Below are 18306 nucleotides of genomic sequence, written 5' to 3'. Positions count from 1 at the left end.
TCATGACCATATTAGATAAAATCATCGTCGATAAAAAACGAGAAGTCGAACTCAAAAAACAGCTAATTTCATTTAGTCAGCTGGAAAACTCCGCAGTATTCGGGAGTAGAACCTATTCGCTGAGCAAAAATTTACGAAACAATGCAATTGGAATTATTGCCGAGCACAAGCGCCGTTCGCCTTCAAAATCGGTCATAAACAATTCATATTCAGTAGAAGAAGTCGTTATCGGCTATCAAAACGCGGGAGTTTCAGGGATTTCCGTGTTAACCGATGGGAAATATTTTGGTGGTTCTTTGGATGATTTATTGTTAGCAAAAGCTTCGGTAAATGTTCCTCTGTTACGCAAAGAATTCATCATCGACGAATACCAGATTTTGGAAGCCAAAGCTCACGGAGCCGATGTTATCTTACTGATTGCAGCCGTTTTAACCCGTGAAGAAATCAAACAGCTTTCGGAATTTGCGCATTCATTAGGACTTGAAGTTTTATTGGAAGTCCATAACCGTGAAGAACTTGAGAAATCGATTATGCCAAGTTTGGACATGATTGGCGTGAACAACCGCAACTTAAAAACCTTCGAAGTCAGTTTGGAATACAGCAAACAACTCGCCCAGCACATTCCGGATGAATTCGTAAAAGTTTCCGAAAGCGGCATAAGTTCCTCCGAAGCGATAAAAGAACTTCAACCCTTTGGTTATCAAGGCTTTTTAATCGGAGAACATTTCATGAAAACCGAAAATCCCGGTAAAGCCTCAGCAGAATTCATTAACACAATACTTGTGAAATCATGAAATTGAAAATCTGCGGAATGAAACATCCTACTAACATTCAGGAAGTTGCAGCACTTCAACCTGATTATTTAGGATTCATTTTCTATGAAAAATCGCCTCGCTTTTTTAATGGAGAACTACCAATTCTGCCTAAATCCACTCAAAAAGTAGGCGTTTTTGTCGATGCCTATTTGGATGATATTCTAGGTAAAATACGTCAGTTCAATTTACAAATCATTCAATTGCACGGCAATGAAACATCGGAATTCTGTAAACTGTTTCAACTTATTGATATAAAAATCATAAAAGCTTTTTCAGTTGACGATTCCTTTGATTTCAAAGCACTTACAGCATATGAACCCGTTTGTGATTATTTCCTGTTCGACACCAAAGGAAAACATCACGGTGGCAACGGAACAGCTTTCAACTGGGACATCTTAAAAAACTATCCTTCCCAAAAGCCTTTCTTTTTAAGCGGAGGCATTGGTTTAGAAGCAATTAACAAAATCAAACAACTGAATTTACCGATTCATGCCCTCGATGTCAACAGCAAATTCGAAATCGAACCGGGTTTAAAAAATACACAACTATTAAAACAACTACAAAATGAACTATCATGTTAACAGTCAAGGATTTTACGGCGAATTTGGAGGTGCTTTTATCCCTGAAATGCTCTATCCGAACGTAGAAGAATTACGTCTGCAATATCTAGAAATTACCAAAACCAAAAGCTTTCAAGACGAGTTCCAACAACTCCTAAAAGACTATGTCGGACGACCAACACCGCTCTATTTCGCAGAACGTTTATCTGCAAAATACAACACTAAAATTTATTTAAAACGTGAAGATTTATGTCATACGGGAGCCCATAAAATCAACAATACCATAGGGCAAATCCTGCTGGCAAAACGCTTAGGAAAAACCAGAATCATTGCCGAAACCGGGGCGGGACAACACGGCGTAGCCACAGCAACCGTCTGTGCCTTAATGGGTTTGCAATGCATCGTTTATATGGGAGAAGTCGACATCAAGCGTCAAGCCCCCAATGTAGCCCGCATGAAAATGTTAGGAGCAGAAGTCCGTCCGGCAACATCCGGTTCCAAAACCCTGAAAGATGCTACTAATGAAGCGATTAGAGATTGGATCAACAACCCGACCGATACGTTTTACATCATCGGTTCGGTAGTTGGACCACATCCGTATCCCGATATGGTAGCGCGTTTCCAAAGCATTATCTCTGAGGAAATTAAACAGCAACTATTGGAAAAAGAAGGTCGCGATAACCCGGATTATGTGATAGCCTGTGTGGGTGGCGGAAGCAATGCTGCCGGCGCTTTTTATCACTTTTTAGACGAAGAAAACGTTAAGCTAATTGCTGTGGAAGCTGCTGGAAAAGGGGTGAATTCAGGGGAAAGCGCTGCGACTTCTGTACTGGGTAAGATCGGGATTATTCATGGAAGTAAAACCCTTTTGATGCAGTCGGAAGACGGTCAAATCACCGAACCTTACTCAATTTCCGCAGGTTTGGATTATCCCGGCGTTGGTCCGCTTCACGCCCATCTAAACCATACCAAAAGAGCTGATTTTATGGCTATTACTGATGATCAGGCTATGAGCGCCGGCTTACAATTATGCAAGACGGAAGGCATCATCCCGGCCATTGAAAGTTCGCATGCATTGGCGGTTTTAGAGGAGAAAAAGTTTCAAAAAAACGACATCGTAGTCATCAATTTATCGGGTCGCGGCGACAAAGATCTGAACACCTATATCGACTATTTTAAGTATTAATTTATGGGCGTTACCACAAGGGTCGGGCTGTACATTTTATCTTTTTTGCGTCTGAAAAAGCCACAAAAAAGGATGCCATTTCCATCCCTAACGCAAGCACAAAACACTAAAAAATGAACCGAATCAACATCAAATTACAAGAAAAAAAGAAGCTGCTTTCCATCTATTTTACAGCCGGATTTCCCAACTTAAACGACACGGTTTCCATCATTGAGGAGCTCGAAAAAAGCGGTGTAGACATGATAGAAATCGGCTTGCCTTTCAGTGATCCGTTAGCCGATGGACCAATAATTCAGCAGAGTTCTACCCTGGCTTTAGAGAACGGAATGACCACAAAATTGCTTTTCAAGCAGCTCGAAAACATCCGGAAAACAGTCAAAATTCCGCTCTTAATTATGGGCTATTTTAACCCGATTTTACAGTTTGGAGTAGAAGATTTTTGTCAAAAATGTGCTCAAATCGGTATCGAAGGACTCATCATTCCAGACCTTCCTTTGGCTGTTTTCGAACAGGATTTTAAAGCCATTTTTGACCGTTACAACCTCAAAAACATCTGCTTAATTACCCCACAAACTTCCGAAGAACGCATCCGAAAAATTGACAAAATCAGCGATAGCTTTATCTATATGGTGAGTAGTTCGAGTACCACAGGGAGTCAAAAATCGTTTGGAAAAACACAAAAAAACTACTTCGAAACCGTAGCAAAAATGAACCTGAAAAACCCTCAAATCGTCGGTTTCGGAATTTCAAATCGGGAGACTTTTTTACAGGCAACCGAGCATCAAAAAGGAGCGATTATTGGCAGTTCTTTCGTGAATTTTATCAAAAATAACGAAATTTCAAGTATTCAAAATTTTATCAAACAAATAGTTTAAATAAAAACATATAAACAACTGGAAAACAATATTTTAAATAACAACAATAGATTTTATTTATATACTAAAAAAGGCTGCTTTTAGCATTAAAAACAGCCTTTTTCCTCCATTGAACTTCAGAAATAAATCCTCCAAAATTCAACACCATAAAGTTAGGGTTTTTTAATCAAACCAACAACTGTTTCTTTAAAAAACCACCCACCTACTCCAACCTGAAATTCACCAAAAAAACACCAAAACACAATTGTTAAAAAAAGGTTAAAAACAATTTAAACAAACGTTTAATTTAAACAAGTGTTTAATTTTATGCACGAATTTAAAATCAAATTAAAATGACTGATTTTAACGATAAGCAAATTGAAATTTTACAGACCGCCGAAAAGCTATTTGCCGAGCACGGTTATGACGGAACTTCGGTGCGCGATATTGCCAAAAGTGCCAACATCAACATTGCGATGATTTCGTATTATTTCGGATCGAAAGAAAAGCTGTTGGAAGCACTTATCATTTACAGAATTTCAAGCATGCGTTTGCAAATGGAAAATCTGTATCGCGAAGACTTAACCCCTCTTGAAAAAATCGATCGGTTAATCGAATTGTACATCAAACGGATTAATGCAAACAAGGGCATGTACCAGATCATTCATTTCGAAATTTCATCAGGCAAACGCATCATCAATTGCGATGCTTTCAACGAAATGAAAAAACACAATCTGGACATTTTGAAAAGCATCATTTTGGAAGGTCAGGAGAAAGGCGTTTTCAGAAAAGACGTAAATACCATTTTGATTCCTACTACCATCATGGGAACGTATTTTCATTTTCAGATGAACAAACCGTTTTTTAAAGAAATCCTGAATTTGAATTCTCAGGAAGACATCGACAATTACGTTACCTCAGAACTTACCCTACACATCAAACAAACCATTAAAGCCCTTTTAACCTATGACAAGTAATTCACTAAGGTTGGGAATCTTGTTCCTGTTGGGAGCTTTTTCTGTTTCTGCCCAGGAAAAGAAAAACCTTTCGCTCGAAGAAGCTATTCAACTTGCAGTTACACAAAGTACCGAATCCAAATTGGCCGACACCAAAGTTGCCACCAAGGAATTTGAGATGCAAACCGTAAAAAACAAACAATACCCTGATTTAAAAATTAGCGGACAGTACCAACGCCTGACCAACGCCGATGTCGATTTCAAACTTGGCGGGAATTCCGATGGCGGAAGTGCTCCAAAAGTGAACCAGCTTATGTTGGGAAATGCAACTGCCTCTGTTCCGTTATTTGCCGGATTTAAAATTCAGAGCAGTATCAAAGCTTCTGAAAGTTTATTAGAAGCCGAACAATTCCATGCTAAAGACACCAAAGAACAACTTGCTCTGGAAACGGTGAAATTGTATGTAAGCTTATACAAAGCTCAGGAAAGTGAAAAACTGATTCAGGAAAACATCAAACGTGCCGAACAACGCGTAAAAGATTTCAAGGCGATGGAACAAAACGGTTTGATTGCGAGAAACGATTTACTGAAAGCACAATTACAGGTTTCTAATTATCAGATTGCCTTGGAAGATGCGAGAAAAAACAGCAACATCATCAACTTTCAACTGGCAACACTCTTAAAATTACCCGAAGAAACACAAATAACGCCGAATTCTGCCCTTTTTGCCCAAAAATCAGAAATGAGTACCACTTCAAATGATATTTCCCTTAGAAACGATTTAAGCGCCATTCGCTCGCAACAAAAAGCAGCCGAAGCCAACGTTAAAATCGCAAAAGGGAATTATTATCCGTCTTTAAACTTAATGGGCGGTTACATCGCTTTGGATTTACAAAACGTAATGACCGTGACCAACGCCATGAATTTCGGTGTGGGATTGTCGTACGATCTTACTTCCATCTTCAAAAACGGAAAAGAAGTAAAAACAGCCAAAAGCAAAGCCAAAGAAGCTGAACAATCGCTTGACATCATGACCGACAAGGCAAAAGTCCAGATGCAAACCGCTAACGAAAACTATCTTTTAGCCCAGAAACAAAACAACGTTTACCAACAAGCCGTGGAACAAGCCAACGAAAATTACCGCATCGTAAAAGACAAGTACGACAACGGTCTGGCCGATACCAACGATTTGCTTGACGCCGATGTACAACAACTGCAATCCAAAATCAACGAAGCCTATTCCAAAGCCGATATTGTTCAGAAACAATATGAAGTATTGGCAGCCGGCGGAAAACTAACCGCATCATTAACAAAAAACTAATCAAATTTCTTTAGTCATGGAAAAGAAACCATCCAATAAAAAATTCATCTTCGTAATCAGCAGTTTAGTAATTCTTGGGGCTGTTTACGGAACTTTTAAATACTTACATGCGCAAGCACACGAAGAAACCGACGATGCTCAAATTGAAGGAAACATGAGCCCAATCATCCCGAGAGTTTCCGGTTATGTGGCCAAAGTTTATGTAAAAGACAACGATTTCGTTAAAAAAGGCGACACGCTTTTTGTAATCGACAACAAAGATTATTTAGTAAAAGTGGAAGAAGCCAAAGCCGCTTTAGCCGCTGCAGAAAACTCCTTTGAAGTTTCTAAAGCCGATGTTGGTGCAACTGCTGCAAACATTTCAATCTCCAATGCAACTATTCAATCCAATGCTGGAAGTATTGATGCTGCTAAAATCCGTTTGGAAAGAGCCAGTAATGATTTTGAACGTTATTCAAATTTATATCAGAATCATTCCATTACCAAACAGCAATACGAACAAGCCTTAGCAGCGAAACAAGAAGCTCAGAAACAAGTAGAAGTATTGCAGCAACAGCGTAATGCAAACATTCATCAGCGTGAAGCCGTTGCTTCAAAAACCACAGTGGCAAGCAAACAAACCGGTGTGGCTGCGGCAAACATCAAACGTGCACAAGCCGTTTTGGAAGCAGCCCAAATCAATTTAAGCTACACAGTGGTAACGGCTTCTATTGACGGGCAGGTTTCCAGCATCGACATTCAAGAAGGCCAAATGGTACAACCGGGACAATCGTTGTTTTATATCGTAAACAATACGAATCTTTGGGTAGTGGCTAATTTCAAAGAAACCCAATTGAACAAAATGCGCGCCGGACAGAAAGTAACGCTAACCGTAGATGCTTATCCCGATACGGAATTTGAAGGCGAAGTAAACTCCTTCTCACCTGCTACCGGAGCCCGCTTTTCGATTTTGCCTCCGGACAATGCAACGGGGAACTTCGTAAAAACCATTCAGCGTTTGCCGGTTAAAATCAAATTAGCCACAAATAACGATACTGAAAAAGTAAAATTATTACGTCCGGGCATGAACGTAGAAGTAGACGTACACGTACAATAAGCATGACAACACAAGCAGAAGATTTAGTAGAATATGGCTTTCGCAGGGTCATTATCACAATAACGGCCGTACTTTGTGCGCTGCTTGAAATTGTTGATACGACCATTGTAAACGTAGCCCTAAACGATATGCGAGGCACTTTAGGCGCTACCCTAACCGATGTTGCCTGGGTCATTACAGCATACGCCATCGCTAACGTTATCATCATTCCGATGACCAGCTGGTTATCGCAACAATTTGGACGTCGAAACTATTTTGCCGCCTCCATTATCATCTTTACCGTTTCTTCCTTTTTGTGTGGAAATGCGACCAATATCTGGGAATTGGTTTTCTTCCGATTCATTCAGGGTATGGGTGGTGGCGCGCTTTTGGTAACCGCTCAAACGATTATCACAGAAAGTTATCCAGCTGCCAAGCGAGGAATGGCGCAAGCGATTTACGGAATGGGAGTAATTGTTGGACCTACTTTAGGACCACCACTTGGAGGTTATTTAGTAGATAATTTCTCTTGGCCGTACATTTTTTACATCAACATTCCTTTGGGAATCATTGCAACTATTTTGACGCTTTCGTTTGTAAAAAGTCCTAAATACGGTGAAAAACTCAAAGCCAATCAGGTGGATTGGTGGGGAATCGTGTTTTTGGCTTCGTTCATCGGGTCGTTACAGTTTGTTTTGGAACACGGTCAGCAGGACGATTGGTTTGAAAATCCTTTAATTGTAGCCTTGAGTGTCTTATCGATTTTCGGATTAATATTCTTTATATGGCGTCAGTTAACGTATCAATATCCGATTGTAAACCTCAGAGTGTTAAAAGATAAAAACCTGCGCATCGGAACCATCATGTGTTTCATCTTAGGATTCGGTTTGTACGGAACGACGTTTGTAGTACCGATTTACACCCAATCGATTTTAGGATGGACGGCCACAGATACCGGATTATTACTGATCCCAAGTTCAATCACCACCGCGATCCTGATGCCGATCATCGGAAAACTAATCCAAAAAGGTGTACCTCAAGCCTATTTGGTTTCCTTAGGATTCTTAATTTTCTTTGGATTTACCTTCTGGATGCACAACGTGATGACGCCGGATACCGGAGCAGAACACATGTTTTGGCCGCTTATCTTACGAGGTGTCGGTTTAGGATTTTTATTTGTACCGATTACAACTTTAGCCTTATCCACCTTGCAAGGAAAACAAATTGGAGAAGGCGCTGCGTTTACCGGAATGATGCGTCAGTTGGGCGGTTCTTTCGGAATTGCGATTATTACCACATTTATTGCCCGTTTTGGTCAGGAACACCGCGTGAATTTAATTGCGCATTTGGATACCACAAAGCTTGAAGTACAACAACGCATTCAACAAATGCAAATGATGTTTATGTCGAAAGGTTTCAGTGCAAGTGAAGCGCTGGATAAAGCGCACAAAGCTTTAGAAGGTTCCGTCATCAAACAAAGTACGGTGCTTTCGTATATGGATGTGTTTTTATACCTGGGAATTATGTTCCTAGTCTGCATTCCGTTTATGCTTTTAATTAAAAAAGGCTCCGGAAAAGTCGATATGTCGAATGTTCATTAAACTTTATAATTAGTTATTTTTATTATTCATTATTTTTAAAAGCTCCGGTGTAAATCTCGGAGCTTTTATTTTGTAATATTCTGATAACCTTAAGTTAACACATAAAAAAAGGAAAGCTCTTACTTTCGATTACTATTCTTAATCAACAGAAAAAATGGGCTTATTCAACAAAAAAGAGAAAAAAATCATTGCAGAAATCAGCAAAAAGAACAAAATATACCATCAGGATATTGAAAAAGAAATCACCGATTTGCGAGATGATTTAGAACATGATTTTGAAGAAAATAAAATTATCCTTGAAGAATTTTCAATTTTCATCGAAGAGTTAAAAAGTAAAATCTCAAAAGAAGAATTCGAAAAACTAAACACCTATTTTCAACAGGTTTCCAAAATGAAAAATTGTGCCAAAAAAGGAATCGAATCCCTGAATAATCTGGCAAAAGAACAACGAAAACTATCCAAAGACTCACTTCGTGAGTACGAAGAATACCTTAATTAGTGATATTTTCCTGCATTGTTTTCAATTAAACAGCCTATTATTACTTTTTATCGATTTTTAATTATTCCGTGTTAAATCAAGATGAAATTAACATTACATTTGATTGATTCATAACATTTTACACTAACTAATTAAAATTCTTCATTATGGGTATTTTTACACGCAACGACAAAAAAGTCCTTCAGGAGTTTATAATCAAGAGTGAGCACAACTATCACGACATTGAGAAAGAGATTGATGAGTTTTTAGTGGATTTACAATCCGAATATGAAGAAAACAGCTCTGTTGTGAATGAATTCAATGAACTGGTAAACGAACTTCGTGAGAAATTGCCCCCTACCGACACCAAACGATTACTTGATTTTTCAAACCGTTTGTTACGTGTGCGACGCTGTGCCAGAAAAGGTGTTGAAGCTTTGCGTGAGCTTTCCCGCGATCAGCACAAATTAACCAAAGAAATTCACCGAGATTACGATGAATATCTGCATTTACGTTAATTATCGCGTAAAAACCAACGTATTTCCTTTCGATAAAGACGCATCATATTGATAACCCTCGCAATTGAAACCTTTCAAATCTTCGAGGGTTTCTGCATTGGTATCGACAATGTAACGCACCATCATGCCTCTGGCCTTTTTCGCAAAGAAGCTGATCATTTTGAGTTTTCCGTCTTTGTAATCTTTAAATTCCGGTGTGATTACAGGAACTTTCAACGCTTTTACATCAACAGCTGAAAAATATTCATTACTCGCCAAATTGATAAACAAATCCTCTTTATTCAACTCTTTATTTAACTCTTTGGTGATTTTGGCTTTCCAGAATTCATAAAGGTTTTTATTTTTCCCAATTGGAAGCTGAGTTCCCATTTCCAGACGATACGGCTGAATCAGGTCTAAAGGCTTCAAAAGCCCGTATAACCCTGATAAAATACGCAATTTCGATTGTAAAACATCCAGCTTCTCTACCGGTAAATTATACACATCCAGTCCGATATAAACATCTCCGTTAAAAGCATAAACCGCCGGACGTGCATTTTCCGGAGTAAACGGGGTTGCCCATTCCTGATTGCGCTGCCAGTTCAAATCGGCAAGTTTATCGGAAATATCCATGAGTTCCATCAACTGTTTTGGCTTCTTCTTTTTAAGGACTTTGTGTACCGAATTTGCCTCTTTCAAAAAACAAAGTTCAGAATGTTGGCTGATGGGCAATTGTTTTTCAAAATCCAAAGATTTAGCTGGAGAAATGACTATTTTCATGGTTTACTTTTATCGGTTTTCAAAAATACGAATTCGATTAGTAAAACACTATATGAAAAAATAAATTCGACGGATTCAATAAAATTTTAACTTCATATTTTTAGTACTTTAGTCCTATGACCATTGAAACAATCACAACCGAAAACCTTCTTCTCCGAAAACTCACTCCTGAAGTTTACAACTTTATTTTCAATACTTTTTCAGAGGCAGATATTATAGCCTTTTTAGGGCTCGAATCGCAAACGGATTTTAGTAAGGAAAAAGACAAGTTCGAAAAAGGCTTAACAACTTACAATCGTTCCTTTGTCAACTTTCAAATTATTGAAAAAAGTTCAAATGAAATTATTGGCGCCTGTGGATTCCACACCTGGTACACGGAACATGCCCGTGCTGAAATCGGATATGCTTTAAAAGACGACCGCTTTAAAGGCAAGGGAGTCATGACAGAAGCTCTTTCGGAAGTGATTGCTTACGGCTTCAACACTATGAAATTGAACCGTATCGAAGCTTTTATCGGAACGAACAATGTTGCTTCCTTAAAATTGGTTGCCAAAATGGGATTTAGCAAGGAAGGTTTACTGCGTCAGCATTATTGTAAAAACAATTTCATGGAAGATTCCGTTGTGTTTTCTCTTCTGAAATCTGAATATTTACAGTAAAAAACTTGATTTTGGGGTTTTTACAATCTTAACAGCTGAATATCAAAATTATATGTATATTTAGACTTCTAGGATTCCCAAATGAAGAAACTGGTTTTCATAACGTTACTTCTCTATTATACTGTCGGTACTTTTATTTTACCGATGGGCAATTTTTCCATACTTCCCAAACTTCCTTCCATGTATGCGCATTGCAAAGCGACAGAAGATTGCGACATGGATGCATTAGACTTTATCACAGACCATTTACTGAATTTTGATGGGATTTTCGATACACATGAAGAGGGAGACGATCAAAAACCACATCGTCCGATTCAAACACAAAATACTATAATTCAATTATTTATTACAACAAATTACAGTTTTTCAATCAGCAAGAATCCTATAATCCGGAAACAGAAAAATAGAATTCAATGTACTGCGAAAAATATTTTCAACAGTGATTTCACAGCCCGAAAGTTTCGTCCCCCTATTGTTTGTTGATTTTCCGGAATTAAAGTCGTTCGTACAATAACAAAACAATTATAAACTATGAAAACAAAAATAATACTGATGTTAAGCACTTTCATCCTAAGTGCGGCTACTGCTTTCGCTCAAAAAATTTCCGAAGATAAAGTTCCTGCCGAGGTACTGAGTAGTTTCAAATTAAAATTTCCTTCTTCCACCGCAAAAGAATGGGAAATAGAAGATGATTCCGAATATGAAGCCGATTTCGACTGGAAAGGAAAAAAATATTCTGCCAAATTTGACAAATCCGGAGAATGGCTGGAAACCGAAACTGAAATTAAAGCAGTAGAATTGCCCAAATCAGTAAGTGGGACAATTGCCAATGAATTTACAGGTTTTAAAATTGATGAAGCCGAAAAAGCTGAAACAGCAAACCATGGCATTGTTTACGAAGTAAAACTAAAAAAGGACAACGAGGTTTTAGAGGTAAAATTATCGGCAGACGGAAAAGTCCTTGAAAAGAAAACGAAGGAAAACGAAAAAGAAAACGATTAATTTACGTTTTAAAAAAAGCCCCGATTACTCGGGGCTTTTTATTTTTTTAAACTTTCAAACTTGTTAAACTCTGTTCGATTGTTGCAATTTTAGCCAAAGCATCGGCTTCTTTTTTGCGCTCCATTTCAATAACCTTCTCTGGTGCTCCACTTACGAATTTCTCGTTGGAAAGTTTAGCCTGAACTGATTTTAAGAACCCTTTGGTATAATTCAATTCTTCGGTCAGTTTTGCAATTTCAGCATCGATATCAATATTTCCGGTAATCGGAATAAAGTATTCGTTTGATTTTACACGATATGACAACGCTCCATCCACTTTTTCAGAAACATAGCCCAAATTTGAAACATTCCCCAACTTCTTGATAATCGAATCGAAGAAAACAGAAGCTGCTTCATTATTTACCACTTTCAATTCAATAGTATCCTTAAACGGAATGTTTTTATCTTTTCTAATGGTTCTGATTCCCGAAATTACATCGGTAGCAAAATCAAAATCGGCAATTAGTTTTTCATTCGCTGTTGAAATCTTTGGCCATTCCGCAACAATTAAGGCTTGCTCTGGAGTTCTCTCAGCAATATACTGCCAAATTTCTTCCGTTAAGAACGGCATGAACGGATGCAACAATTTCAAGTTTGCCTCCAACATTTCAATCGCTTTATTAAATGTTGCACGGTCGATTGGTTGTTGATAACCCGGCTTGATCATTTCTAAAAACCAAGAACAGAAATCATCCCAAACCAATTTGTAAATCGCCATTAACGCATCGGAAATTCGGTATTTATCGAAGTTATCTTCAATTTCTGCTAAGGTTTTCTGCAATTTCGCTTCGTACCATTCAATCGCCACTTTAGACGATTCCGGTTGCTCGATATCAGCTACCTCCCACCCTTTAATCAAACGGAACGCGTTCCAGATTTTGTTCGCAAACGCTTTACCTTGGTTGCACAATTCTTCATCGAATAAAATATCGTTTCCGGCCGCAGCACTTAACAACAAACCACAACGAACTCCATCAGCACCAAATTTTTCGATCAAACCTAGCGGATCTGGTGAGTTTCCTAAAGACTTAGACATTTTACGGCCTTCTTTATCACGAACCAAACCAGTCAAATACACATTGCTGAATGGCTTGGCATCCGCGTACTCGTAACCAGCAATGATCATACGGGCCACCCAGAAGAACAAAATGTCGGGTCCGGTAACCAAATCGTTGGTTGGATAATAATATTTAAAGTCTTCATTTTCCGGATTCATGATCCCTCCGAAAACGGCCATAGGCCATAACCAAGAAGAAAACCAAGTATCTAACGCATCAGCATCCTGACGTAAATCAGAAGCTTGTAACGCAGTATTTCCAGTTTTTTGTTTTGCTAACTCCAAAGCTTCAGCCGGAGTTTCCGCTACTACAAAATCTTCTTTGCCTTCCCCATAATAGTATGCAGGAATTTGTTGTCCCCACCATAACTGACGGGAAATGTTCCAATCGCGGATGTTCTCCATCCAGTGACGGTAGGTATTGTTGAAACGCGATGGATATAATTTTACTTCGTCGGATTCCAAAACTGCTTTGATGGCCGGTTTTACCAAATCTTCCATTTTCAGGAACCATTGGTCGGATAAACGTGGTTCAATTACCGCTTTGGTTCTTTCGGAAGTTCCAACTTTATTTAAATGGTTTTCAACTTTCGCTAAAGCACCGATAGTTTCCAGTTCCTTTGAGATTTCTTCACGAACTACAAAACGGTCTTTTCCTTGATAATGCAATCCGAAGGAATTTAACGTAGCATCTTCATTGAAAATATCGATGATTTCCAAATTGTGCTTCACTCCTAGTTCCTTATCGTTTACATCGTGTGCCGGGGTAACTTTCAAACATCCGGTTCCGAATTCCATGTCTACGTATTCGTCGAAAATGATTGGAATTACGCGGTTGCAAATAGGAACGATGGCTTTTTTACCTTTCAGATGCTGGTAACGCTCGTCTTCCGGGTGAATACAGATAGCAGTATCACCCAAAATTGTTTCCGGACGCGTGGTTGCAATAGTCACAAACTCGTTCGAACCTTCAATCTGGTATTTTAAGTGATAAAGTTTTCCTTGTCGTTCTTCGTAGATTACTTCTTCGTCGGATAAGGTGGTTTTTGCTTCCGGATCCCAGTTTACCATGCGGTAGCCGCGGTAAATCATGCCTTTATTATACAAATCCACAAACGAACGGATTACAGAAGCCGACATGTCCGGATCCATGGTAAATTTGGTACGGTCCCAATCGCAAGAACAACCTAATTGTTTTAATTGTTCTAAAATAGTTCCACCATATTTATCAGTCCATTCCCAAGCGTGCTTTAAGAATTCTTCACGGGACAAATCGTTTTTGTTGATGCCTTCCGCTTTTAATTTGGCTACCACTTTTGCTTCGGTAGCAATGGATGCGTGATCGGTTCCTGGTACCCAACAAGCATTGAATCCTTTTAAACGGGCACGACGAATTAACACATCCTGAATCGTGTTGTTTAGCATATGCCCCATATGCAACACTCCGGTTACGTTTGGTGGCGGAATTACGATGGTATAGGGTGTTCTGTGGTCCGGCTTGGAATGAAAATAATTGTTTTTCATCCAGTAGTCGTACCATTTTTTTTCTACAAGTTTGGCTTCAAATTGAGCTGGTATCATGTTTTGTTATAAAATTTAAGGTTTGAGAGTTTATCGTTATTTAAACTCGAAATAAGATTACAAAAATTCAATTCGTATCCTCTTTAGCCCCGATGGAAGCAACTACCTCGTAGTGCGCACAGCGGGTATAAGGACTACAGATACAAGCCGTTGACTCGCTCCAAAAAAAGATTGATATGAAATAAACTTTGGTACACTTTTTGTAATTTACCTGCAAAAATAACGATAACGGACAAATAAAAAAAGAGCGTTAAAATATTTGTTCATTTATTAAAACAATGTAATTTTACAAGAACTATTAAAACTTACTATGATGAAAAAATTATTAGGATTAGTTGCCATTTTAGCTTTCAGTGTTGCTTCCTATGCTCAAAAAGGCCCTAAAATTGAGTTTAAAGCAAAAGATAACACTATCGACTATGGCACTGTATCTAAAGATGCAGACAACGGAATCAGAACTTTCGAGTTTACGAACACCGGTGATGCTCCTTTGATTATCACTAATGTGCAGTCTACTTGCGGATGTACCGTTCCATCTAAACCGACTGAACCGATTATGCCGGGTAAAACAGGTAAAATTGATGTGAAATACAACATGAACCCTGGAAAAATTTCCAAAACCATTACTGTTGAGTCGAACGCAGTTAACGTAGAAGGCGGTAAAGTGGCTTTACGTATTAAGGGTGAAGTTATCGTAAAACAAGAAAAAAATGTACTTGAAAAAGCTAAAGTTGGTCCGCAATCGTAACAACTTTACTTTATAAAAAAATAAAAATCCGCTACTTAGCGGATTTTTTTATTTAGAGGAGTTTTTGCAGTCTTAACTCAAATTTCTTCCTTACTCCCTTTCGTTCGATTTCCAGCTCCAGGGTTTTTCCATCTTCCGATTGAAGCATTTCGGTTATTTTCTGTTTAGAATAATTACTGACCGACTTTTTATTGATTCTTAAAAGCTTGTCGCCAACCTGTAAACCAATTTGTTCCGCCGGTGAATCTTTTCGTACGGATGCAATCTCAAAAACCGGTTTCAGTGTAAACTTATACTTCAGCTTACTGTTCTCAAAAATAATATCTTTAACATCTACAGCATTTTTAGAAGTATTGTCCCTATTTATTTCTTCTCTTACCCATTCCACCCCAGAGTGCATCAGCTCTATGCCGCTCATATTGTAATTAAAAGGTTCATCATAATATATGTTCTTTTTCAGAAAAAGCTGATTTCCTTTAAAATCGAAGAAAATATGAAATCGTTTTAAAATGGCACCACCTATCGAACCGTTTCTGTTATTAACAATTTGCAGCTGTCTATAAGACGCAGCGTCCGGATAGGAAACTAGAGGTTCTTTAATTTTAAACTCCGAAAATTGCACTTCCTGAACCCGGGACTTCTTCCCGATAACAGTTCCTCCGATTCCTTCCCCTAAAACATCAGTGAAAAATTTGTCATTACATTTTATGGAATCGTTTTCAAAGAGCCACAATCCGTCGCCTAATCCTGTGTCAATCAAAAGTTTCAAATCGAATTCATTATTATCAAGTTTGGTCTTGATAGCAAGATAGGGCCGTTCCTTTACAATAGACATCGGCAACTTCGCAAAAGATTTCAACTTCTTTTTCTCCAATACTTTCCGGTCTTTGTATACCGTTATCTTTTTTCGGACATAATCGATATCCACTATATTGTTCTTAAAAAAAGAATAACCTAAAATCCCGTTAACCGGAATCCCGATTCGGGAAGAAAAGTTAAGTTTTTCGTCCAAAACAATTAACAAATCGAAGTCTCTGTCAACATAACCGCCATCTTCAATACCGGCATAATTCCCATGCGAAAAAATCCCTTCGGCTATTTCTTCATTGCCCAAACCGTTAATTTTAATCTTTCTGGTATTGTAAAGGCTGATGGAATCATTCTCCGGAAAACTGAAAAGCAGCGAAGGTTCTGAACCGGAATCCAACAGCATATTAAGCTTAGTATTGTTAACTTCCAGCGGAATAATAATCAGATTATCCACAAAGGTGAAGGGTATAACAATCTTATCCTTATCCGATTCCCAATGAAAACCTTTTTGAGCCAATGAGGTCAATGTAAAAAAAAGGATAATGATAAAGCTAAAAATCCTCATGTGTTATGTTTTTCTGAAAATTACTACATTCTAACAGAATTTCCTATATTTTTTAAAAATTAATAACAATTCATTTTTTATTAATCCTAAAAATAATCGCAAATTTGCAATACAAAAAAACAAACCATGCCAAAAGTTTCAAATAAAGGACAACAAATGCCGGAATCGCCTATCAGAAAGCTGGTTCCGTATTCTGAAATGGCCAAAAAGAAAGGTCATAAAGTATATCATTTAAACATCGGTCAGCCGGATATTAAAACCCCGGAAGTTGCGCTGAATGCGGTTAAAAATGCTAACATCGAAGTTTTGGAATACAGCCATTCTGCAGGTTTCGAAAGCTACAGAAACAAATTGGCGGCCTATTACCAAAAACACGACTTACCGATTAATCCTGCTGATATCATCATTACAACAGGTGGTTCGGAAGCTTTACTTTTTGCCATGGGAAGCACTATGGATCAAGGTGATGAAATCATCATCCCGGAGCCTTTCTATGCTAACTACAATGGTTTTTCAACCGCTTCAGGTGTAAAAGTAGTTCCTGTAATTTCCGGAATTGAAACCGGTTTTGCATTACCTCCTATTGCCGATTTCGAAAAACTAATCACCCCGAAAACAAAAGCGATTTTAATTTGCAACCCTGGAAATCCAACAGGTTATTTATATTCCAAAGAAGAAATTCTTCAATTGGCCGAATTGGTTAAAAAACACGACTTGTTCCTAATTGCCGATGAAGTATATCGCGAATTCGCTTACGACGGTTACACTCACCATTCGGTTATGAATGTTGAAGGTTTGGAAGAACATGCCATCATGATTGATTCGGTTTCCAAACGTTACAGTATGTGCGGAGCCCGTATCGGATGCATCGTTTCCAAAAACAAAGAAGTGATGGCAACTGCCATGAAGTTTGCACAAGCCCGTTTGAGTCCTCCAACGTATGCACAAATTGCCAGTGAAGCAGCTTTGGACACACCACAGGAATATTTTGACGATGTTATTACCGAATACAAAGACCGTCGCGATACTTTAATTGCTGAGTTAAACAAAATTGAAGGTGTAACTGTGGCTACTCCAAAAGGAGCTTTCTACTGCATCGCTAAGTTACCGGTTAAAAACGCCGACGATTTTGCCCAATGGTTATTAGAAGAATACGATTTCAACGGAGAAACCGTTATGGTTGCTCCTGCCGCAGGATTCTACTCCACACCGGGTGTAGGTTTGGATGAAGTCCGAATCGCATACGTACTCAAAAAAGAAGATTTAATAAAATCGGTTCAAATATTGAAAGAAGCTTTAAAAGCGTACAACAATTAAAACAAAGAAGCCTTCAGAAATTAACTGGAGGCTTTTTTGTTCCGTTACTTTTGGGAGCATCATGTTTTGTAATTCAACACACCAATTGCTCCTGCTGTCCGTTATATTTTTTGTCCCGTTAAAAAAACGGAACAAAAAGATGCCACTCCCATCAGGGCTATAAGAACCTTTGGTATTTCATAATAAAGTAAAAAAACAGCATTAAAATAAAAAGCCACTCGTTTGAGTGGCTTTTTATTTTAATGCTGTTTATAATTTCTAGCGTTTCATAGAGAAGTGCGCTTTGAATACTCTTTCTGCCTGATCAGTAGGATCAATAAACTTCACGGTGAACCAGTAATCCGTTGATGGTAATAACTGGCCGTTCATCGTTCCGTCCCATCCGCCGCCTGCCGGAGTGATCTG

General features: G+C 38.4%; 19 protein-coding genes. 15 read left to right on the top strand and 4 right to left on the bottom strand.

Going from position 1 to position 18306, the window contains the following annotated elements; translation table 11 throughout:
- Positions 1-2 precede the first annotated feature (2 nt).
- The 10 genes from trpC (at position 3) to ABGT15_RS11875 (ending at position 9364) form a co-directional block, all read left to right on the top strand.
- Positions 3-794: an indole-3-glycerol phosphate synthase TrpC gene (gene trpC / locus ABGT15_RS11920; RefSeq protein WP_367231665.1), complete on the top strand. Its 792-nt coding sequence runs from the start codon at positions 3-5 to the stop codon at positions 792-794.
- The gene (locus ABGT15_RS11915; protein ID WP_437125366.1) at positions 791-1396 is read left to right on the top strand and encodes a phosphoribosylanthranilate isomerase; all 606 of its coding nucleotides are present in this window, start codon (positions 791-793) and stop codon (positions 1394-1396) included. The genes trpC and ABGT15_RS11915 overlap by 4 nt, the downstream gene beginning before the upstream one ends.
- Positions 1380-2561 (top strand): tryptophan synthase subunit beta, encoded by a 1182-nt coding sequence (trpB, locus tag ABGT15_RS11910; protein ID WP_367231663.1) that lies wholly within the window; start codon positions 1380-1382, stop codon positions 2559-2561. Before ABGT15_RS11915 ends, trpB begins: the two co-directional genes overlap by 17 nt.
- Positions 2562-2674: 113 nt before the next feature.
- A complete protein-coding gene (gene trpA / locus ABGT15_RS11905) occupies positions 2675-3436 on the top strand; it encodes a tryptophan synthase subunit alpha (RefSeq protein WP_367231662.1) in 762 nt (253 codons plus the stop codon).
- A 332-nt stretch (positions 3437-3768) separates the two neighbouring features.
- A complete protein-coding gene (locus tag ABGT15_RS11900) occupies positions 3769-4392 on the top strand; it encodes a TetR/AcrR family transcriptional regulator (protein WP_367231661.1) in 624 nt (207 codons plus the stop codon).
- Positions 4382-5692: a TolC family protein gene (locus ABGT15_RS11895; RefSeq protein ID WP_367231660.1), complete on the top strand. Its 1311-nt coding sequence runs from the start codon at positions 4382-4384 to the stop codon at positions 5690-5692. The genes ABGT15_RS11900 and ABGT15_RS11895 overlap by 11 nt, the downstream gene beginning before the upstream one ends.
- Positions 5693-5708: 16 nt before the next feature.
- The gene (locus ABGT15_RS11890) at positions 5709-6788 is read left to right on the top strand and encodes an HlyD family secretion protein (protein ID WP_367231659.1); all 1080 of its coding nucleotides are present in this window, start codon (positions 5709-5711) and stop codon (positions 6786-6788) included.
- Positions 6789-6790: 2 nt separating this feature from the next.
- The gene (locus ABGT15_RS11885; RefSeq protein WP_367231658.1) at positions 6791-8368 is read left to right on the top strand and encodes an MDR family MFS transporter; all 1578 of its coding nucleotides are present in this window, start codon (positions 6791-6793) and stop codon (positions 8366-8368) included.
- Between the two features lie 154 nt (positions 8369-8522).
- Entirely contained in the window at positions 8523-8867 is a 345-nt protein-coding gene (locus ABGT15_RS11880; protein ID WP_367231657.1) for a hypothetical protein, read from the top strand.
- 146 nt (positions 8868-9013) lie between these two features.
- Positions 9014-9364 carry a hypothetical protein gene (locus ABGT15_RS11875; protein ID WP_367231656.1) on the top strand — a complete coding sequence of 117 codons (351 nt, stop codon included), beginning with the start codon at positions 9014-9016 and terminating at the stop codon, positions 9362-9364.
- On the opposite strand, the gene yaaA is transcribed toward ABGT15_RS11875, so the two are convergent.
- Positions 9365-10123 (bottom strand): peroxide stress protein YaaA, encoded by a 759-nt coding sequence (gene yaaA / locus ABGT15_RS11870; RefSeq protein ID WP_367231655.1) that lies wholly within the window; start codon positions 10121-10123, stop codon positions 9365-9367. It abuts the gene before it with no gap.
- A gap of 116 nt (positions 10124-10239) precedes the next feature.
- On the opposite strand from yaaA, the gene ABGT15_RS11865 reads away from it, so the two are divergent.
- From ABGT15_RS11865 to ABGT15_RS11855, 3 genes are all read left to right on the top strand, one after another.
- A complete protein-coding gene (locus ABGT15_RS11865; protein WP_367231654.1) occupies positions 10240-10782 on the top strand; it encodes a GNAT family N-acetyltransferase in 543 nt (180 codons plus the stop codon).
- Between the two features lie 81 nt (positions 10783-10863).
- Entirely contained in the window at positions 10864-11265 is a 402-nt protein-coding gene (locus tag ABGT15_RS11860; protein ID WP_367231653.1) for a hypothetical protein, read from the top strand.
- 48 nt (positions 11266-11313) lie between these two features.
- The gene (locus ABGT15_RS11855) at positions 11314-11784 is read left to right on the top strand and encodes a PepSY-like domain-containing protein (RefSeq protein ID WP_367231652.1); all 471 of its coding nucleotides are present in this window, start codon (positions 11314-11316) and stop codon (positions 11782-11784) included.
- A gap of 46 nt (positions 11785-11830) precedes the next feature.
- Here the strand turns inward: ABGT15_RS11855 and ABGT15_RS11850 are convergent, their stop codons facing one another.
- Positions 11831-14461 carry a valine--tRNA ligase gene (locus tag ABGT15_RS11850; protein WP_367231651.1) on the bottom strand — a complete coding sequence of 877 codons (2631 nt, stop codon included), beginning with the start codon at positions 14459-14461 and terminating at the stop codon, positions 11831-11833.
- Between the two features lie 313 nt (positions 14462-14774).
- Here ABGT15_RS11850 and ABGT15_RS11845 point away from each other — a divergent pair, with 313 nt between their 5' ends.
- Positions 14775-15209: a DUF1573 domain-containing protein gene (locus tag ABGT15_RS11845; RefSeq protein WP_367231862.1), complete on the top strand. Its 435-nt coding sequence runs from the start codon at positions 14775-14777 to the stop codon at positions 15207-15209.
- Between the two features lie 52 nt (positions 15210-15261).
- Here the strand turns inward: ABGT15_RS11845 and ABGT15_RS11840 are convergent, their stop codons facing one another.
- The gene (locus ABGT15_RS11840) at positions 15262-16584 is read right to left on the bottom strand and encodes a PDZ domain-containing protein (RefSeq protein WP_367231650.1); all 1323 of its coding nucleotides are present in this window, start codon (positions 16582-16584) and stop codon (positions 15262-15264) included.
- A gap of 126 nt (positions 16585-16710) precedes the next feature.
- On the opposite strand from ABGT15_RS11840, the gene ABGT15_RS11835 reads away from it, so the two are divergent.
- On the top strand, positions 16711-17901 hold the full coding sequence (locus ABGT15_RS11835) for a pyridoxal phosphate-dependent aminotransferase (RefSeq protein WP_367231649.1): 1191 nt from the start codon (positions 16711-16713) through the stop codon (positions 17899-17901).
- A gap of 258 nt (positions 17902-18159) precedes the next feature.
- On the opposite strand, the gene ABGT15_RS11830 is transcribed toward ABGT15_RS11835, so the two are convergent.
- Positions 18160-18303, bottom strand: coding sequence for a T9SS type B sorting domain-containing protein (locus tag ABGT15_RS11830; RefSeq protein ID WP_367231861.1), 144 nt, complete (start codon positions 18301-18303; stop codon positions 18160-18162).
- Between the last annotated feature and the right edge of the window lie 3 nt (positions 18304-18306).

Origin of the sequence: Flavobacterium enshiense (assembly GCF_040750275.1) — a bacterium.
Taxonomy (GTDB): domain Bacteria; phylum Bacteroidota; class Bacteroidia; order Flavobacteriales; family Flavobacteriaceae; genus Flavobacterium; species Flavobacterium enshiense_B.
This window is presented reverse-complemented; position numbering and strand designations above follow the sequence as displayed.